Origin of the sequence: Cereibacter sediminicola (assembly GCF_007668225.1) — a bacterium.
Lineage (GTDB): Bacteria > Pseudomonadota > Alphaproteobacteria > Rhodobacterales > Rhodobacteraceae > Cereibacter_A > Cereibacter_A azotoformans.
In genome coordinates this window covers 48,554-63,938 of the sequence record NZ_VDEK01000001.1, presented here as the reverse complement: position 1 = coordinate 63,938, position 15,385 = coordinate 48,554, and the positions used below count along the sequence as shown (strand labels likewise).

Genomic DNA, 15,385 nt, shown 5'->3' with positions numbered 1-15,385 from the left:
GGTGGGAGGGCCTGAGGAGCGCCGCATCCGGGTTCGTTTCGGTGGGGGGAGGACGCAATGAAGGCGATGGTTCCCGCGATGGCGGCCACGCTCGCGCTGGCATCCGGCCCGCTCGCGGGGCAGGAACTGACGTTTCCCCCCGGCGAGGACGACCGCTTTCACTGGGACAGCTTCGAGACCCTCAGGGAGCAGGATTTCTCGGGCCAGCGGCTCACGATCCTCGGGCCGTGGCTCGGCCCGGACCGGACCCTGTTCAACTCCGTCATCGCCTATTTCGAGGCCGCCACCGGAGCGGCCGTCACCTACAACGGCTCGGACAATTTCGAGCAGCAGATCGTGATCGACGCGAGCGCGGGCTCGCCGCCGGACATCGCGATCTTTCCCCAGCCCGGCCTTGCGCGGGATCTGGCCTCGAAGGGGCAGCTGGCGCCCCTCGATCCGTCGCTCGGCGACTGGCTGCGCGAGAATTATGCGGCCGGGGACAGCTGGGTGGGACTGGGCACCTTCCCCGGCCGGGACGGGCAGGAGGCCCTCTACGGGTTCTTCTACAAGATCGATGTGAAGTCGCTCGTCTGGTATGTGCCCGAGAATTTCGCCGACTTTGGCTATGAGGTTCCGGCCACGATGGAGGAGCTTCTGGCGCTGTCCGAGCGCATGGTGGAGGACGGGGTGACGCCCTGGTGCATCGGCCTCGCCTCGGGCGGGGCCACGGGCTGGCCCGCGACGGACTGGGTCGAGGACATGATGCTGCGCATCAACCCGCCCGAGGTCTATGACCAGTGGACCCTGAACGAGATCCCGTTCGACGATCCGCAGGTGGTGGCCGCGATCGAGGAGTTCGGCCGGTTCGCGCGCGACGGACGCTTCGTGGCGGGCGGGCCCAATGCGGTGGCGGCGACCGATTTCCGCGACAGCCCCAAAGGTCTCTTCGCCGCGCCGCCCCAGTGTTTCATGCACAAGCAGGCAAGCTTCATCCCCTCGTTCTTTCCCGAGGGGACGGTGATCGGCGAGGATGCCGACTTCTTCTACCTTCCCGCCTACGAGAGCCGCGATCTGGGCCAGCCGGTCCTGGGTGCGGGGACGGTCTTCGGCATCACCCGCGACACGCCGGTGGCGCGCGCCTTCATCGACTTTCTCACGACGCCGATCGCGCACGAGGTCTGGATGGCCCAGACGGGCTTTCTCACGCCGCACACGGGCGTGAACACCGATGTCTATGGCGATCCCACGCTGCGCAAGATGGGCGACATCCTGCTCGAGGCCACGACCTTCCGGTTCGACGGATCCGACCTGATGCCGGGCGCGGTGGGCGCGGGCGCCTTCTGGACCGGAATGATCGACTACATGGGTGGACAGCCGGCCGAGACCGTGGCGGCCGGCATCCAGCGCACCTGGGACACGTTCAAGTGACGGGCGGGCAAGTGACGGCCGGGCAAGCGACGGCCGGTCAAGCGACGGAGGGTCAGGTGACGGGCGGGCAGGCGGCGGAACGTGGGGGCACGGACACCGGCCGCCGCGGGCGGGCGGCGAGGAGGGAAGGCGGATGATGCAACAGCTGATCATGGCGGGCGGCACCATCGTCGTGGGGGTGTTCGGCTGCGTGGCCTACTTCTTCGCGGCGAACCTCATTCTCGACCGGATCTATCCGCCGCGCGGGCCCCATGCCGGCACCAACATCGCGCGGTCGAGCGCGATCCGGCCTTGGCTCTTCCTGCTGCCGGCGATCCTGCTGCTCGGGATCTATCTCGTCTATCCGGTCTTCGTCTCGATCTGGCTCTCGCTGCGGGACGCGAGCGGCGAGAGCTTCGTGGGCCTTGCGAACTACGAATGGCTGATGAACGACGGCAAGTTCCGCGAGTCGATCCGCAACAACTTCCTGTGGCTTCTGGTGGTGCCCGCGGCCTCGACCTTCGTCGGGCTGATCGCGGCGGCGCTGACCGACCGCATCGCCTGGGGCAACTTCGCCAAGGCGCTGATCTTCATGCCGATGGCGATCTCGTTCGTCGGCGCCTCGGTGATCTGGAAGTTCATCTACGACTACCGCGGCGAGGGGCGCGAGGAGATCGGCCTCTTGAACGCGGTGATCGAGGCGCTGGGCGGGACCGAGCAGACCTGGCTTGCCATTCCGTTCTGGAACAACTTCTTCCTGATGGCGGTGCTGATCTGGATCCAGACCGGCTTTGCCATGGTGATCCTGTCGGCCGCGCTGCGCGGCATCCCCGAGGAGACGGTCGAGGCCGCGATCCTGGATGGCGCCTCGCCGCTGCAGATCTTCCTCAAGATCAAGGTGCCGCAGATCTGGGGCACGATCGCGGTGGTCTGGACCACGATCACCATCCTCGTCCTCAAGGTCTTTGACATCGTGCTGGCGATGACCAACGGGCAATGGGGCACGCAGGTGCTGGCGAACCTCATGTTCGACTGGATGTTCCGCGGCAACGACGCGGGCCGCGCCTCGGCTGTGGCGCTGGTCATCATGGTTCTGGTTACGCCCATCATGATCTGGAACATCGTGAACGCGCGAAAGGAGACCCGCTGATGGACAACATCGCCGGCACCCGGTCGAGCCTCGTTTGGGCGGTGCATCTCGCGGTCGTGGCGCTGGTGCTGCTCTGGACCGTTCCGACGGTGGGCCTGCTCGTCTCGTCCTTCCGCGACCGCGATCAGATCGCAACCTCGGGCTGGTGGGCCGCGCTCTTTCCGGCCGAGGAACGGCAGGTCCTCCGCCTTGCGGGCGCGGGCGACCAGCGGCAGGAGGGGGATCTCTGGGTGATCGAGGGCACCGTGATCGACGAGGGCACGCTGAACCGCTTCGGCACCTCGGCGCGCGAGCCCTTCGCCCATGCCGCGGGCGAGACGGGCACGCTCGCCAACGGCGGCCGCGTCACGGTCGAGGCGGACGGACGCTACCGGGCCGAGGCGCCCGAGCCCTTTGCCGAGCGCGGGCCGCGCCTCTTCGTGGCGGTCGAGACGCCGCCGCGCTTCACGACGGACAATTACGACCGGGTGCTCTTTGCCGAAGGCATCGGGCGCGCCTTCCTGAACACGATGACGGTCACGATCCCCGCCACGGTCATCCCGATCCTCGTGGCGGCCTTCGCGGCCTATGCGCTGGCCTGGATGGAGTTTCCGGGGCGGGCGCTGCTGATCGCGGCGGTGGTGGGGCTTCTGGTGGTGCCGCTGCAACTGGCGCTGATCCCGCTTCTGCAACTCCACAATGCGGTGGGGATCGGCAAGGATTACCTCGGCATCTGGCTCGCCCACTCGGCCTTCGGCCTGCCGCTCGCGATCTATCTCCTGCGCAACTACATGGTGGGCCTGCCGCGCGAGATCATCGAGAGCGCGCGGGTTGACGGGGCGACCGACTTCCAGATCTTCGTCCGCATCATCCTGCCCCTGTCGTTTCCCGCGCTGGCGAGCTTTGCGATCTTCCAGTTTCTCTGGACGTGGAACGACCTCCTCGTGGCGACGGTCTTCCTGTCCAACACGCCCGAGCAACTGGTGATGACCGGCGTCCTGCGCGAGCTTCTGGGCTCGCGCGGCGGCGACTGGGAGATCCTCGCGGCCTCGGCCTTCGTCTCGATCGCGGTGCCGATCGTCGTGTTCTTCGCGATGCAGCGCTACCTCGTGCGCGGGCTGCTGGCGGGGTCTGTGAAATGAGCGTGCAGCGGTAGGGAAGGGAGAGGGACCATGGCCGATCTGAAGCTGACCAAGGTCGAGAAGGCCTACGGCGACGTCCGCGTGCTGCGCGACATCGACCTCACCATCGAAAAGGGCGAGCTGATCGTCTTCGTGGGCCCCTCGGGGTGCGGGAAGTCCACCCTGCTGCGCATGATCGCGGGCCTCGAGCGGATCACCGGCGGCACGCTCGAGATCGACGGGCGGGTGGTGAATGACGTCCCCCCCGCGCAGCGCGGCATCGCCATGGTGTTCCAGAGCTATGCGCTCTATCCCCACATGACGGTCCGGCAGAACATGGAGTTCGCGCTGAAGATCGCGGGCCAGTCGCGGGCGGAGATCGCGAAGGCGGTCGAGAATGCGGCGCGCATCCTGCAGCTCACGCCCTATCTCGACCGGCTGCCGCGGGCGCTGTCGGGCGGGCAGCGCCAGCGGGTCGCCATCGGGCGGGCCATCGTGCGCGATCCGCAGGTCTATCTCTTCGACGAGCCGCTCTCGAACCTCGACGCGGCCCTCCGGGTGGCCACGCGGATCGAGATCGCCCAGCTCAAGGAGAAGATGCCCGACCGGACGATGATCTATGTGACCCACGACCAGGTCGAGGCCATGACGCTCGCCTCGCGGATCGTCGTGCTCGAGGGAGGCGGGATCAGCCAGGTCGGCACGCCGCTCGAGCTTTACACCCGGCCGCGGAACGCCTTCGTGGCCCAGTTCATCGGCTCGCCCTCGATGAACCTCCTGCCGGGCGAGATCGTCGAGACGGGGGCCGAGACGGTGGTGCATCTCGACTCCGGCGGCACGGCGCGGGTGGCCATTCCGACGGGTCCCGAAGACCGCGGCCTTCTGGTCAGCCTCGGCGTGCGCCCCGAGGATCTTGCCGAGACCGAGGGCCCGGCGCTTTACGAGGGCGAGGTCGAGATCACCGAGGCGCTGGGCGAGGTGACGCTGCTCTATTTCGTGCCCCGCGACGGCGAGGGGCAGGTGGTGGCCAAGCTGCCCGGCATCCGCAGCGAGCTGCGCCACCGCACGGTGCGGCTCGGGGCCGATCCGGCGAGGCTGCATCTCTTCCACGAGGGGCAGTCGCTTCTCTACCGCGGCCACGAGATCCTGCCGGAGGCGGTCTGACATCCCGCCGCCGGCGGCCGGCCCCGGATCGCGCCGGGGCGGCCGCCCGCGTCAGCCCTGCGAACAGGCGTAGAGCGAGACGAGCGCGAGCACCACGGCGGCAAGGCCGATCCAGGTGACGCGGCGGCTCTCCTTCTTCTTGTCTGGCATGGGCTTCTCCGGTTTCTCACGTCAGGGCAACCGGATCGCGCGGCGTTTGTTTCCGGGGCGCGCCGACGGGCGGTTTCGTCCGTCCGGCGACCGGCCCGTCCTGCGGCCGTGCCGCCTTCCGATTGTCTCTGCCGCCCCGCGCTTCTATCCTTTTCGCGTCGCCTTCGTCCCGTCCCGCAAGGTCTTGCCCACAGGTTCCTCATGTCGCGCCCTCCGGTCTTCCCTCCACCCCCGTTCCCGCCCCGGCGCCCAAGGCCGTTCCAGCGAACGCCGCCTGCGATCTTTCCGCCGATCCTGGGCCTTCTGGGGCTTGGGCTGGCGCTTCGGCGAGCGGCCGAGGTCTGGGGCCTTGCTCCCGGCGTGGGCGAGGCCGTGCTGGGGGCGGCCACCGGCCTCGGGGCCTTCGCCGTGGCGGCCTATGCGGCCAAGGTGGTGCAGCGGCCGGGCGTGGTGCTCGAGGATCTGCGTGTGCTGCCGGGGCGGGCGGGCCTTGCGGCGCTGGTGCTGGGCCTTCTGGTGCTGGCTGCGGTGCTTGTGCCCTATGGGCCGAACGCGGCGCGCGCGGTTCTGGTGGCGGGCCTCGGGGCGCAGGCGCTGCTGGCCGGCACGGTGGCGGCGCTGCTCCTGGCGGGTCCGAAGGAGGGGCGCGTGGTCACGCCCGTCTGGCACCTGCATTTCGTGGGCTTCATCATCGGCGGCCTGACGGCGGCGCCGGTGGGCTGGCCGGGGCTGGGCCTTGGGCTGCTGATCCTCTGCGCGCTGGTGGCCGCGGCGATCTGGCTCGGCTCGCTGGTGCAGTTCGTGCGGCAGGTGCCGCCGCCGCCGCTGCGGCCGCTGTTGGCGATCCATCTGGCGCCTTGGGCTCTCCTTGGGCTGGTGGCGGCGAACCAGGGCCTGCCGACGGTCGCGGCCGCCTGTGCCGCAGCCGGGGCGGTCCTGCTTGCGGTCCTTCTCGCCTCGGCGCGCTGGCTGCTCGCCTCGGGCTTCAGCCCGCTCTGGGGGGCGCTGACCTTCCCGCTTGCGGCCTATACGGGCCTCGTGCTGACCGTCTGGCCGCAGGCGGGGGCGGTGCTGCTGGGCGCGTCGGTGCTGGTCATCCCGCCGATCGCGGTGAGGATCCTGCAGGAGTGGGCCCGCGGCAGCCTCGCCGCCCGCACCAACGCGGCACAGGCCTGAGCTGGCCATCCGGTCAAGCCACGGTTTTCCCCTTGCCTTCCCCCTGCGTGCGTGAAACAGGGAACCGCCAAACGATCCCATCCAAGGAATGTCCCATGGAGATTCGCGAGGCTCTCACCTTCGACGACGTCCTTCTTGTTCCCGCGGCCAGCTCTGTGCTGCCGTCGGACGCGGACACCTCGACCTTCGTCACGAAGGCGATCCGCATGAATATCCCGCTTCTGTCCTCGGCCATGGACACGGTGACCGAGGGGCGCATGGCCATCGCCATGGCGCAGGCGGGTGGGATCGGGGTGATCCACCGCAACCTCGGCATCGAGGAGCAGGCGCGCGAGGTCAGCCGCGTCAAGCGGTTCGAAAGCGGCATCGTCTATGCCCCGATCACGCTGCGCGCCGACCAGACGCTTGCCGACGCCAAGGCCCTGCAGGAGCGGTACAACGTGACCGGCTTTCCCGTCGTGGACGAGGGCGGGCGCGTGGTGGGGATCGTGACCAACCGCGACATGCGCTTTGCCAACGACGACCGAACGCCCGTCCGGGTGATGATGACCTCGGACAATCTGGCCATCCTGCAGGAGCCGGCCGACCGCGACACGGCCATCAGCCTGATGAAGGCCCGGCGGATCGAGAAGCTTCTGGTGACGGACGGGCAGGGCAAGCTGACCGGCCTTCTCACCCTGAAGGACACCGAGAAATCGGTGCTGAACCCGCACGCCTGCAAGGACGAGCTGGGCCGGCTGCGCGTCGCCGCCGCCTCGACGGTGGGCGAGGCGGGCTTCGAGCGCAGCCAGGCGCTGATCGAGGCGGGCGTGGACATGGTGGTGATCGACACCGCCCACGGTCACTCCGAGGGCGTGTCGAAGGCGGTTGAGCGGATCAAGGGCTTCTCGAACTCGGTGCAGGTGGTGGCGGGCAACGTGGCCACCGCCGAGGCGACGCGCGCGCTGATCGCGGCCGGCGCGGATGCGGTGAAGGTGGGGATCGGGCCGGGCTCGATCTGCACCACGCGGATCGTGGCGGGCGTGGGCGTGCCGCAGCTGACGGCGATCATGGATGCCGCGGGCGCCGCGGGCGACATCCCCGTGATCGCCGACGGCGGCATCAAGTACTCGGGCGACTTCGCCAAGGCGATCGCGGCGGGTGCCTCCTGCGCGATGGTGGGCTCGGCGATCGCGGGGACGGACGAAAGCCCCGGTGAGGTGATCCTCTACCAGGGCCGCAGCTTCAAGAGCTACCGCGGCATGGGCAGCCTCGGCGCCATGGCGCGCGGTTCGGCCGACCGCTACTTCCAGAAGGACGCGGCCTCGGACAAGCTGGTGCCCGAGGGGATCGAGGGGCAGGTGCCCTACAAGGGCCCGGCCTCGGCGGTGATCCACCAGATGGTCGGCGGCCTTCGCGCGGCGATGGGCTACACCGGAAACCGCACGGTCGCCGAGATGCGCGCAGGCTGCAACTTCGTGCGGATCACCGGGGCGGGGCTGAAGGAAAGCCACGTCCACGACGTTCAGATCACGCGGGAAAGCCCGAACTACCGGCTGGGCTGAGCCCGAGGGCAGGGTCCGGCCCCTTCCGGGCCCTGCCGCAGATCCGGGTCATCCGGCAAAGCGCGCGCGGCCTGCGGCAAGCTCGTCGAGCAGGCGCTCCATGATGCGGAACCGTTCCTCGGCCCATCCGCAATCCCAGTGGTCGGCGTCGATCATCCGGTCGTGCACCACGCCCTCGCAGGCGCCCAGAACAAGCGTCGCCTCGGGCGGGCAGCGGCTGAACATCCGCCTCACGACGCCCCGCAACTCGAGCAGCGGCGCCATGAAGTGCGGGTCCTCCGTCAGCGCCGCGAAGATCCCCGACGACGGCGCGTCGGTCTGCTGCATCAGCTCGCGCATGGTGGCAACGTAGGCGCGCGCGCCAAGAAGCGCCTGCCGCTCGTCGGCAGGCGCGTCCCAGCCCGGGCAGCGGCGGTCCATCTCGAGGCGAAAGCCCGCGACATGATCCTGCACAAGCGCGCGCAGGAGCGCGTGCTTGCTGGGAAAATGGTAGAGCAGCCCGCCCTTGGACACGCCGGCCGCGGCCGCCACCGCGTCCAGCGACATGCCCGCAGGGCCGACCGTGCGCCCCAGATGCTCGGCCGCTTCCAGCAGCCGCCTCCGCGTCTCGCCCGCCATTTTCTTTCTAAGCCTCGGTGCTAGCTCAGGCACTGCAGCTTCCCATGTCCGTTGACTTTACCGTCTGGACGGTACAGTAGAATGGGCAAAAGTCAAACTTCCGCCGACGCGGCACTGTGTCCGACGGCAGTCGATGGAGAACCGGATGGTCAAGCGCCTCATCATCGCCGTGGTCCTTCTTGCCGTGATCGTGGGCGGGATCGTGGGCTTCAACCGCTTCCGCGACCAGATGATCGCGGATTTCTTTGCCAACCGCACGCCGGCCCCCGTCACCGTATCCACCTCGGTGGCCGAGCCCATCACCTGGCGCCCGGGCATCGAGGCCATCGGCACCGCGATCGCGGCGCAGGGCGTGGATCTTGCGGTGGAGGCGGGGGGCACCGTGCGCGAGATCCTGTTCCGCGCGAACGAGCATGTCGAAGAGGGCCAGAAGCTTCTCCAGATCTCGGAGCGCGAGGAGCGGGCCGACCTTGCCGCGGCCGAAGCCGCGCTGGAACTGGCAGAGACCGAGCTTGAACGCGCACGCGCCCTGCAGGAGCGCGGCGTGTCGGCGGTGAACAATCTGGACACGGCGCAGGCGCAGGCCGCCTCGGCGCGGGCGCAGGTGGCCAAGATCCGGGCGCAGATGCAGCAGAAGGAGCTGGTGGCGCCGTTCAACGGTGTGATCGGCATCCCGCAGGTGGATGTCGGCGGCTATGTGACACCGGGAACGATCTACGCCACCCTGCAGGACCTTGACGCGATGCGCGTCGATTTCGCCCTGCCCGAGCAGCAGATCGGGCGCATCAAGTCCGGCCTTCCGGTCAGCGTGGCGTCCGAAGCGGGCGGCTACAGCGCACGCGGCGAGATCACGGGCATCGAGCCGAAGGTCGATCCCAACTCCCGCCTCGTGACGGTGCGGGCCGAGGTCGCCAACGAGACGGGCCGGATCTATCCCGGCCAGTTCCTGCGGGTCCGCGTCGAGCTGCCCGAAGAGGAGCAGGTGATCGCCGTGCCGCAGACCGCGCTGATGACGAGCCTCTATGGCGACTCGGTCTATGTCGTGCGCGCGGGTGAGGGAGACGCGCCCCGGACCGTCGAGCAGGTCTTCGTTCAGGCCGGCCGCCGCGACGGCCAGATGATCGAGATCGTCTCGGGGCTCGAGCCGGGGGACGAGGTGGTCAATGCGGGCCAGAACCGTCTGTCCGGCGGGGCGCCGGTGACGGTGGACAACGCCGTGCAGCCGATGGCGCAGGCCCGCGCCCAGGCGCCGGCCCAGACCGAGTCCGAGTGAGGCACCGATGAGCATTTCCGAGATCTTCATCCGCCGGCCGGTCGCCTCGACGGTGCTGGCAAGTTTCATCCTGCTGATCGGCTTCTACTCGATCTTCAACCTGCCGGTCCGGCAGTATCCCGAGGTCGAGGAGACGGTCGTCACCATCACCACGACCTATCCCGGCGCCTCGCCGGAGCTGATCCAGGGCTTCATCACGGCCCCCATTGCCCGTGCCGTCGCCACGACCGAGAACATCGACTATGTGACGAGCCAGAGCCGGCCCTCGGCCTCGATCGTCTCGGTGCAGATGAAGCTCGGCGCCAATTCGGATGTGGCGCTGACCGAGGTTCTGGCCAAGGTCCAGCAGGTGCGGGGCGAACTGCCCTCCGAGGCCGAGGACCCGGTGATCGTGAAGGGCACCGGCGACAATTTCGCGCTCATGTATCTGGCCGCGCTGAACCCGAACATGTCGGCCGAGCAGATGACGGAATATCTCGAGCGGGTGATCCGTCCGCGCATGTCCACCATCGAGGGCGTGGCCGAGATCCAGATCATCGGCGCCGCCGAATATGCGATGCGGGTCTGGATCGACCCGATGAAGCTGGCCGCGCGCAACGTCACCGCGTCCGAAGTGCTGACGGCGATCCGGGCCTCGAACTTCCTGTCGGCCCCCGGCAAGACCGAGGGCGAGTATTTCGCCCGCGCGATCAAGCTGCAATCGACGCTGCAGACGCCCGAAGCCTTCGGCGCCCTGCCGATCCGGTCGGAAGGCGACGAGGTCGTGCGCCTGCGCGACGTGGCCGACGTCGAGCTGGCCTCGGCCGAGCCGGACAGCATCGTGACCTTCAACGGCCAGCCCGGCACCTTCATCGGCATCTTCCCGACGCCGGCGGCGAACCCGCTGACCACGGCCTCGGCGGTGATCGATGAACTGCCCGCGATCAACGCCACCCTGCCGCGGGGCATGGAGATCAACCTCGTCTATGACTCGACCGAGACGATCACCGCCTCGATCATGGAGGTGTTCAAGACGCTGGCCGAGGCCGTCGCCATCGTGGTGGTGGTGATCCTGCTGTTCCTCGGCTCGTTCCGCTCGGTGCTGATGCCGATCGTGACGATCCCGCTTTCGCTGATCGGGGTCTGCGCGGTGCTGCTGGCGCTGGGATATTCGATCAACCTGCTGTCGCTGCTGGCGATGGTGCTGGCCATCGGCCTCGTGGTCGATGACGCCATCGTGGTGGTCGAGAACATCCACCGTCACATCGACGAGGGCATGACGCCCTACGCGGCCGCCCTCAAGGGGATGCGCGAGATCACCGGGCCCGTCATCGCCATGACGATCACGCTGGCCGCTGTGCTGGCGCCGCTCGGCTTCTCGGGCGGGCTGACGGGATCGCTCTTTTCCGAGTTCGCCTTCGCGCTGGCGGGGGCGGTGATCATCTCGGGCGTGGTGGCCTTGACCATCACGCCGATGATGTCGGCCCGCCTGCTCAAGGAAGGCAGCGGCAGCCGCTTCCAGCGCATCGTGGACCGGACGCTCGAGGGGACGGCCAACTGGTACGAACGGCGGGTGTCGTCCTCGCTCGATTACCGGCCGGTCACGCTGCTGATGGTGGTGGCGCTGGTCGCGGTCACGGGCTTCATGTTCGTCAACACAACGAGCGAGCTTGCCCCCGAAGAGGATCAGGGCGCGATGTTCGCGATCCTGAACGGGCCGCGCTACGCCACCAAGGAATACACCCAGCTCTACACCGACCGGATCTCGGACGTGACGAGCGACATCGCCGAGGTGAAGACCGAATTCTCGATCGCGGGCTTCGGCGGGCAGGCCAATCAGGGCATCTACATCTGGGTGCTGGACGAATGGGCCGAGCGCGAGCGCAGCCAGGCCGAGGTGCAGCAGGAGGTGCAGTCCCTGCTCGATCCGGTGCCGGGGATGCAGGGCTTCGTCTTTGCGCCGCCGACGCTGCCGGGGACGGGCGGCGGGCTGCCGATCTCGATGGTGCTGCAGTCGATCCAGTCGCCCGACCGGGTCTTCGAGATCGCCGAGGAGATCCGCCGGCGGGCCGAGGCGTCGGGGCGTTTCATCGCGGTGCAGAACTCGCTCGCCTTCGACGCGCCCGAGGTGGTGGCCACCATTGACCGCGACCGGGCGGCGACGCTGAACGTTCCGATCTCGGACATCGGCAACACGCTGGGCCTGCTGGTGGGGGGCGCGTCGATCGCGCAGTTCGATCGCGACTCGAACAGCTACGACATCATCCCGCAGGTGCCGCGCGACTGGCGCGACAATCCCGAACGGCTGGGCGAGTTCTTCGTGCGCGCGGCCTCGGGCGCGATGGTGCCGCTGACCTCGGTGGTGAATTTCGAGACCGGCGCCGCGGCGGCCTCGATCGAGCAGTTCAACCAGCTGAACTCGGCCACCATCTCGGCGCTGCCCATGATCGGCGTCTCGACGGGGCAGGGGCTGGCCGAGTTGCAGCAGATCGCCAACGAGGTCATGCCGGACGGCTTCTTCCTCGACTATTCCGGCCAGTCGCGCCTCGAGGTGGAGCAGGGCAACACGATCCTGCTCGCCTTCGCGGCGGCGGTGGTGGTGATCTATCTGGTGCTGGCCGCGCAGTTCGAGAGCTTCCGCGATCCGTTCATCATCATGATGTCGGTTCCGCTGTCGATCTTCGGCGCAATCCTGCCGCTGAACCTCGGGCTCGGCACGCTGAACATCTACACGCAGGTGGGCCTGATCACGCTGATCGGCCTGATCACCAAGCACGGCATCCTGATGGTCGAGTTCGCCAACCAGCAGCGTGAGCAGCACGGGCTGAACCGGCGGCAGGCGATCGTGGCGGCGGCGAAGGTGCGGCTCCGGCCGATCCTGATGACGACGGCGGCGATGGCGCTGGCGGTGGTGCCGCTGATCATCGCGGAAGGCGCGGGCGCCGAGGCGCGGCAGGCCATGGGGATCGTGATCTTCACGGGCCTCCTGATCGGGACCTGCTTCACGCTCTTTGTCGTGCCGATGTTCTACACCTTCATCTCGAAGCCGGACAAGGAATGGGAGGCGCATCGCGCGATGCTGGAGGCGCGCGAGGCCTCGGCCTGAGGCACCCGGGGGAGCGGCCGGGGGTGGGGCTGTCTGCCCCTCCCCCGGACCCCCGCCCCGAGGATATTTTTCCAGAGTGAAAGGGCGCCGCGTCCGGGCAGGAGGCGGCGCCCTTGGCTTTTGGGGCGTCATGGCGCAGAAGGTCGCGCGGCAGGCGGAGGCGACCATGACCCAGCGATTCAGCTTCGAACTCACGGCGACCGACGGGGGCGCGCGGACGGGGGTGATCTCGACCCCGCGCGGCGAGATCCGCACGCCGGCCTTCATGCCGGTGGGCACGGCCGGGACGGTGAAGGCGATGCTGCCCGAGAGCGTGCGGGCGACGGGCGCCGACATCCTGCTCGGAAACACCTATCACCTGATGCTGCGGCCCACGGCCGAGCGGGTGGCACGGATGGGCGGGCTGCACCGTTTCATGAACTGGGAGCGGCCGATCCTGACCGACTCGGGCGGGTTTCAGGTGATGAGCCTGGCCGACCTGCGCAAGCTGACGGAGGAGGGGGTGACGTTCCGCTCGCACATCGACGGATCGAAGCATCATCTGAGCCCCGAGCGCAGCATGGAGATCCAGCGGCTGCTGGGATCGGACATCGTGATGGCCTTTGACGAATGTCCGGCGCTGCCCGCGACGGAGGCGGCGGTGGCGACATCCATGCGGCTGTCGATGCGCTGGGCAGAGCGGTCGCGGGACGCCTTCGGCGACCGGCCGGGACATGCGCTCTTCGGGATCATGCAGGGCGGGGTCACGCGCGAGCTGCGCGAGGAAAGCGCCGAGGCGCTGAAGGCCATCGGCTTCGAGGGCTACGCCATCGGCGGACTTGCCGTGGGCGAGGGGCAGGAGGCGATGTTGGGCGTTCTCGACTATGCGCCGGGCTTCCTGCCCGAGGACCGGCCGCGCTACCTGATGGGCGTGGGCAAGCCCGACGACATCGTGGGCGCGGTCGAGCGCGGGGTGGACATGATGGATTGCGTGTTGCCCTCGCGCTCGGGGCGGACGGGGCAGGCCTGGACGCGGCGCGGGCAGGTCAACATCAAGAACGCCCGCCACATGGACGATCCGCGCCCGCTGGACGAGAGTTGCACCTGCCCGGCCTGCCGCAACTATTCGCGCGCCTACCTGCACCACGTCTTCCGCGCGCAGGAGATCATCGCCTCGATGCTGCTGACCTGGCACAACCTGCACTACTATCAGGATCTGATGCAGGGCCTGCGCGAGGCGATCTCGGAAGGGCGGCTGGCGGCCTTCGTGGCGCAGTTCCATGCGCAGCGGGCCGAAGGCGACATCGAGCCGCTCTGAGGCATGACGGCCATGCGCCGGCTGCATGGGAGGCGCCTTTGCCCCGGGCGCTGCGGGCCCTATCTCGGGGCGACACAGATCAAGGACATACCGGATGACTGAGACACTCTTCACCCCGATCGCCTTCGGCGATCTGACGCTGAAGAACCGGGTCGTGATGGCGCCGCTGACCCGCAACCGGGCGAATCCCGAGGGCGACCTGCCGACCGAACTCACCGTGGAATATTACCGCCAGCGCGCCGGCGCGGGCCTGATCGTGACGGAAGGCTCGCAGATCTCGCCCGAGGGCAAGGGCTACGCCTGGACGCCCGGCATCCATTCCGAGGCGCAGGTTGCCGGCTGGCGCGCGGTGACCGAGGCCGTCCATGCGCAGGGCGGCCATATCGCGATCCAGCTCTGGCATGTCGGGCGGATCAGCCACACGAGCCTGCTGGACGGGCAGGCGCCGGTCGCGCCTTCGGCCATCACCGCCGCCTCGCGCACCTTCGACGGCAGCCAGTTCGTCGCCACCTCCGAGCCGCGGGCGCTTGCGACGGACGAGATCGCTCGCGTGGTCGAGGATTACCGCAAGGCGGCGCGCAACGCGAAGGCCGCGGGCTTCGATGCGGTCGAGATCCATGCGGCGAACGGCTATCTGATCGACCAGTTCCTCCGCGACACGTCGAACAAGCGCACCGACGCCTATGGCGGCAGCCGGGAGAACCGCGTGCGGTTCCTCGATGAAGTGGTGGGCGCGGTGGTCTCGGAGATGGGGCCGGGGCGCACCGGCATCCGGCTTTCGCCCTTCTCGAACGCCAACGATGTGGGGATTGACAGCGACACCGTGGGCCTCTTCTCGAAGGTCATCGACGTGCTGAACCGGCACGGGATCGCCTTCCTGCACATGGTCGAGGGCCAGACGGGCGGGCCGCGCGACTGGCCCGAGGGCGCGCTCGAGGCGCTGCGGGATCGCTTCCACGGCACCTACATCGCCAACAACGGCTATGATCGCGAGATGGCGGTCGAGGCGGTCGAGCGAGGGCGAGCCGGAATGGTGGCCTTCGGCAAGCTCTATATCTCGAACCCCGATCTTGCCGAACGGCTGGCCGCGCGGGCGCCTCTGGCCCCGCTGCCGACGGAAGGGCTCTATGGCGGCGGTGCCCGCGGCTACACCGACTATCCGGCGCTGACGCCGGCGGCCTGATGGAGGACGGGAGCCCCGGCGCCGGACGGCCGGGGCGAGCCCGCCGAGGGCCGTGCGGCCTTCGGCCCGTCTGCCGGATGCCGCACAAACTTGCACCGAAAGATGACTTGTTCCGCGCGGTCCACGGGTCCAGAGTTTGCGGGAAGTCGCAGTGGAGGTCCGGTTGACAGCAGGACCCCACGCCACCAGATATCGTAGTGACTGTCCGGGGAAGGCCGAGTGCTGCCGAATGGCCGGGGCCGGAGCCTTCCTGCAT

11 protein-coding genes are annotated in these 15,385 nt (G+C 68.7%); 10 read left to right on the top strand and 1 reads right to left on the bottom strand.

Features of this window, described 5'->3' with window-relative positions; all coding sequences use genetic code 11:
- The first annotated feature begins 57 nt into the window (after positions 1 to 57).
- The 6 genes from FG154_RS00285 (at position 58) to guaB (ending at position 7,673) form a co-directional block, all read left to right on the top strand.
- Positions 58 to 1,410 carry an ABC transporter substrate-binding protein gene (locus FG154_RS00285; RefSeq protein WP_145103109.1) on the top strand — a complete coding sequence of 451 codons (1,353 nt, stop codon included), beginning with the start codon at positions 58 to 60 and terminating at the stop codon, positions 1,408 to 1,410.
- 136 nt (positions 1,411 to 1,546) lie between these two features.
- The gene (locus tag FG154_RS00280; RefSeq protein ID WP_145103107.1) at positions 1,547 to 2,539 is read left to right on the top strand and encodes a carbohydrate ABC transporter permease; all 993 of its coding nucleotides are present in this window, start codon (positions 1,547 to 1,549) and stop codon (positions 2,537 to 2,539) included.
- Complete coding sequence (locus FG154_RS00275) at positions 2,539 to 3,660, top strand: carbohydrate ABC transporter permease (RefSeq protein ID WP_145103104.1); 1,122 nt, start codon at positions 2,539 to 2,541, stop codon at positions 3,658 to 3,660. Before FG154_RS00280 ends, FG154_RS00275 begins: the two co-directional genes overlap by 1 nt.
- Positions 3,661 to 3,690: 30 nt before the next feature.
- Positions 3,691 to 4,803 (top strand): ABC transporter ATP-binding protein, encoded by a 1,113-nt coding sequence (locus FG154_RS00270; RefSeq protein ID WP_145103101.1) that lies wholly within the window; start codon positions 3,691 to 3,693, stop codon positions 4,801 to 4,803.
- 351 nt (positions 4,804 to 5,154) lie between these two features.
- The gene (locus FG154_RS00265; protein ID WP_145103098.1) at positions 5,155 to 6,129 is read left to right on the top strand and encodes an SLAC1 family transporter; all 975 of its coding nucleotides are present in this window, start codon (positions 5,155 to 5,157) and stop codon (positions 6,127 to 6,129) included.
- A gap of 95 nt (positions 6,130 to 6,224) precedes the next feature.
- Positions 6,225 to 7,673 carry an IMP dehydrogenase gene (guaB, locus tag FG154_RS00260; RefSeq protein WP_145103095.1) on the top strand — a complete coding sequence of 483 codons (1,449 nt, stop codon included), beginning with the start codon at positions 6,225 to 6,227 and terminating at the stop codon, positions 7,671 to 7,673.
- Between the two features lie 48 nt (positions 7,674 to 7,721).
- Here guaB and FG154_RS00255 read toward each other — a convergent pair whose 3' ends face one another.
- A complete protein-coding gene (locus FG154_RS00255; RefSeq protein ID WP_145103092.1) occupies positions 7,722 to 8,291 on the bottom strand; it encodes a TetR/AcrR family transcriptional regulator in 570 nt (189 codons plus the stop codon).
- A 145-nt stretch (positions 8,292 to 8,436) separates the two neighbouring features.
- On the opposite strand from FG154_RS00255, the gene FG154_RS00250 reads away from it, so the two are divergent.
- The 4 genes from FG154_RS00250 to FG154_RS00235 all read left to right on the top strand — a co-directional run bounded on the left by FG154_RS00250 (position 8,437) and on the right by FG154_RS00235 (position 15,129).
- Complete coding sequence (locus FG154_RS00250) at positions 8,437 to 9,564, top strand: efflux RND transporter periplasmic adaptor subunit (protein WP_145103089.1); 1,128 nt, start codon at positions 8,437 to 8,439, stop codon at positions 9,562 to 9,564.
- Positions 9,565 to 9,571: 7 nt separating this feature from the next.
- Entirely contained in the window at positions 9,572 to 12,649 is a 3,078-nt protein-coding gene (locus FG154_RS00245) for an efflux RND transporter permease subunit (RefSeq protein WP_145103086.1), read from the top strand.
- A 166-nt stretch (positions 12,650 to 12,815) separates the two neighbouring features.
- Positions 12,816 to 13,946, top strand: a complete 1,131-nt coding sequence (tgt, locus tag FG154_RS00240; RefSeq protein ID WP_145103084.1) for a tRNA guanosine(34) transglycosylase Tgt — start codon at positions 12,816 to 12,818, stop codon at positions 13,944 to 13,946.
- 94 nt (positions 13,947 to 14,040) lie between these two features.
- Positions 14,041 to 15,129 carry an alkene reductase gene (locus FG154_RS00235; protein WP_145103081.1) on the top strand — a complete coding sequence of 363 codons (1,089 nt, stop codon included), beginning with the start codon at positions 14,041 to 14,043 and terminating at the stop codon, positions 15,127 to 15,129.
- Positions 15,130 to 15,385 lie beyond the last annotated feature (256 nt).

Excerpts from the sequence above, each read along its gene's own strand:
- FG154_RS00285 (WP_145103109.1), top strand. The coding sequence starts at position 58 with ATGAAGGCGATGGTTCCCGCGATGGCGGCCACGCTCGCGCTGGCATCC.
- FG154_RS00280 (WP_145103107.1), top strand. The coding sequence starts at position 1,547 with ATGCAACAGCTGATCATGGCGGGCGGCACCATCGTCGTGGGGGTGTTC.
- FG154_RS00275 (WP_145103104.1), top strand. The coding sequence starts at position 2,539 with ATGGACAACATCGCCGGCACCCGGTCGAGCCTCGTTTGGGCGGTGCAT.
- FG154_RS00270 (WP_145103101.1), top strand. The coding sequence starts at position 3,691 with ATGGCCGATCTGAAGCTGACCAAGGTCGAGAAGGCCTACGGCGACGTC.
- FG154_RS00265 (WP_145103098.1), top strand. The coding sequence starts at position 5,155 with ATGTCGCGCCCTCCGGTCTTCCCTCCACCCCCGTTCCCGCCCCGGCGC.
- guaB (WP_145103095.1), top strand. The coding sequence starts at position 6,225 with ATGGAGATTCGCGAGGCTCTCACCTTCGACGACGTCCTTCTTGTTCCC.
- FG154_RS00255 (WP_145103092.1), bottom strand. The coding sequence starts at position 8,291 with ATGGCGGGCGAGACGCGGAGGCGGCTGCTGGAAGCGGCCGAGCATCTG.
- FG154_RS00250 (WP_145103089.1), top strand. The coding sequence starts at position 8,437 with ATGGTCAAGCGCCTCATCATCGCCGTGGTCCTTCTTGCCGTGATCGTG.
- FG154_RS00245 (WP_145103086.1), top strand. The coding sequence starts at position 9,572 with ATGAGCATTTCCGAGATCTTCATCCGCCGGCCGGTCGCCTCGACGGTG.
- tgt (WP_145103084.1), top strand. The coding sequence starts at position 12,816 with ATGACCCAGCGATTCAGCTTCGAACTCACGGCGACCGACGGGGGCGCG.
- FG154_RS00235 (WP_145103081.1), top strand. The coding sequence starts at position 14,041 with ATGACTGAGACACTCTTCACCCCGATCGCCTTCGGCGATCTGACGCTG.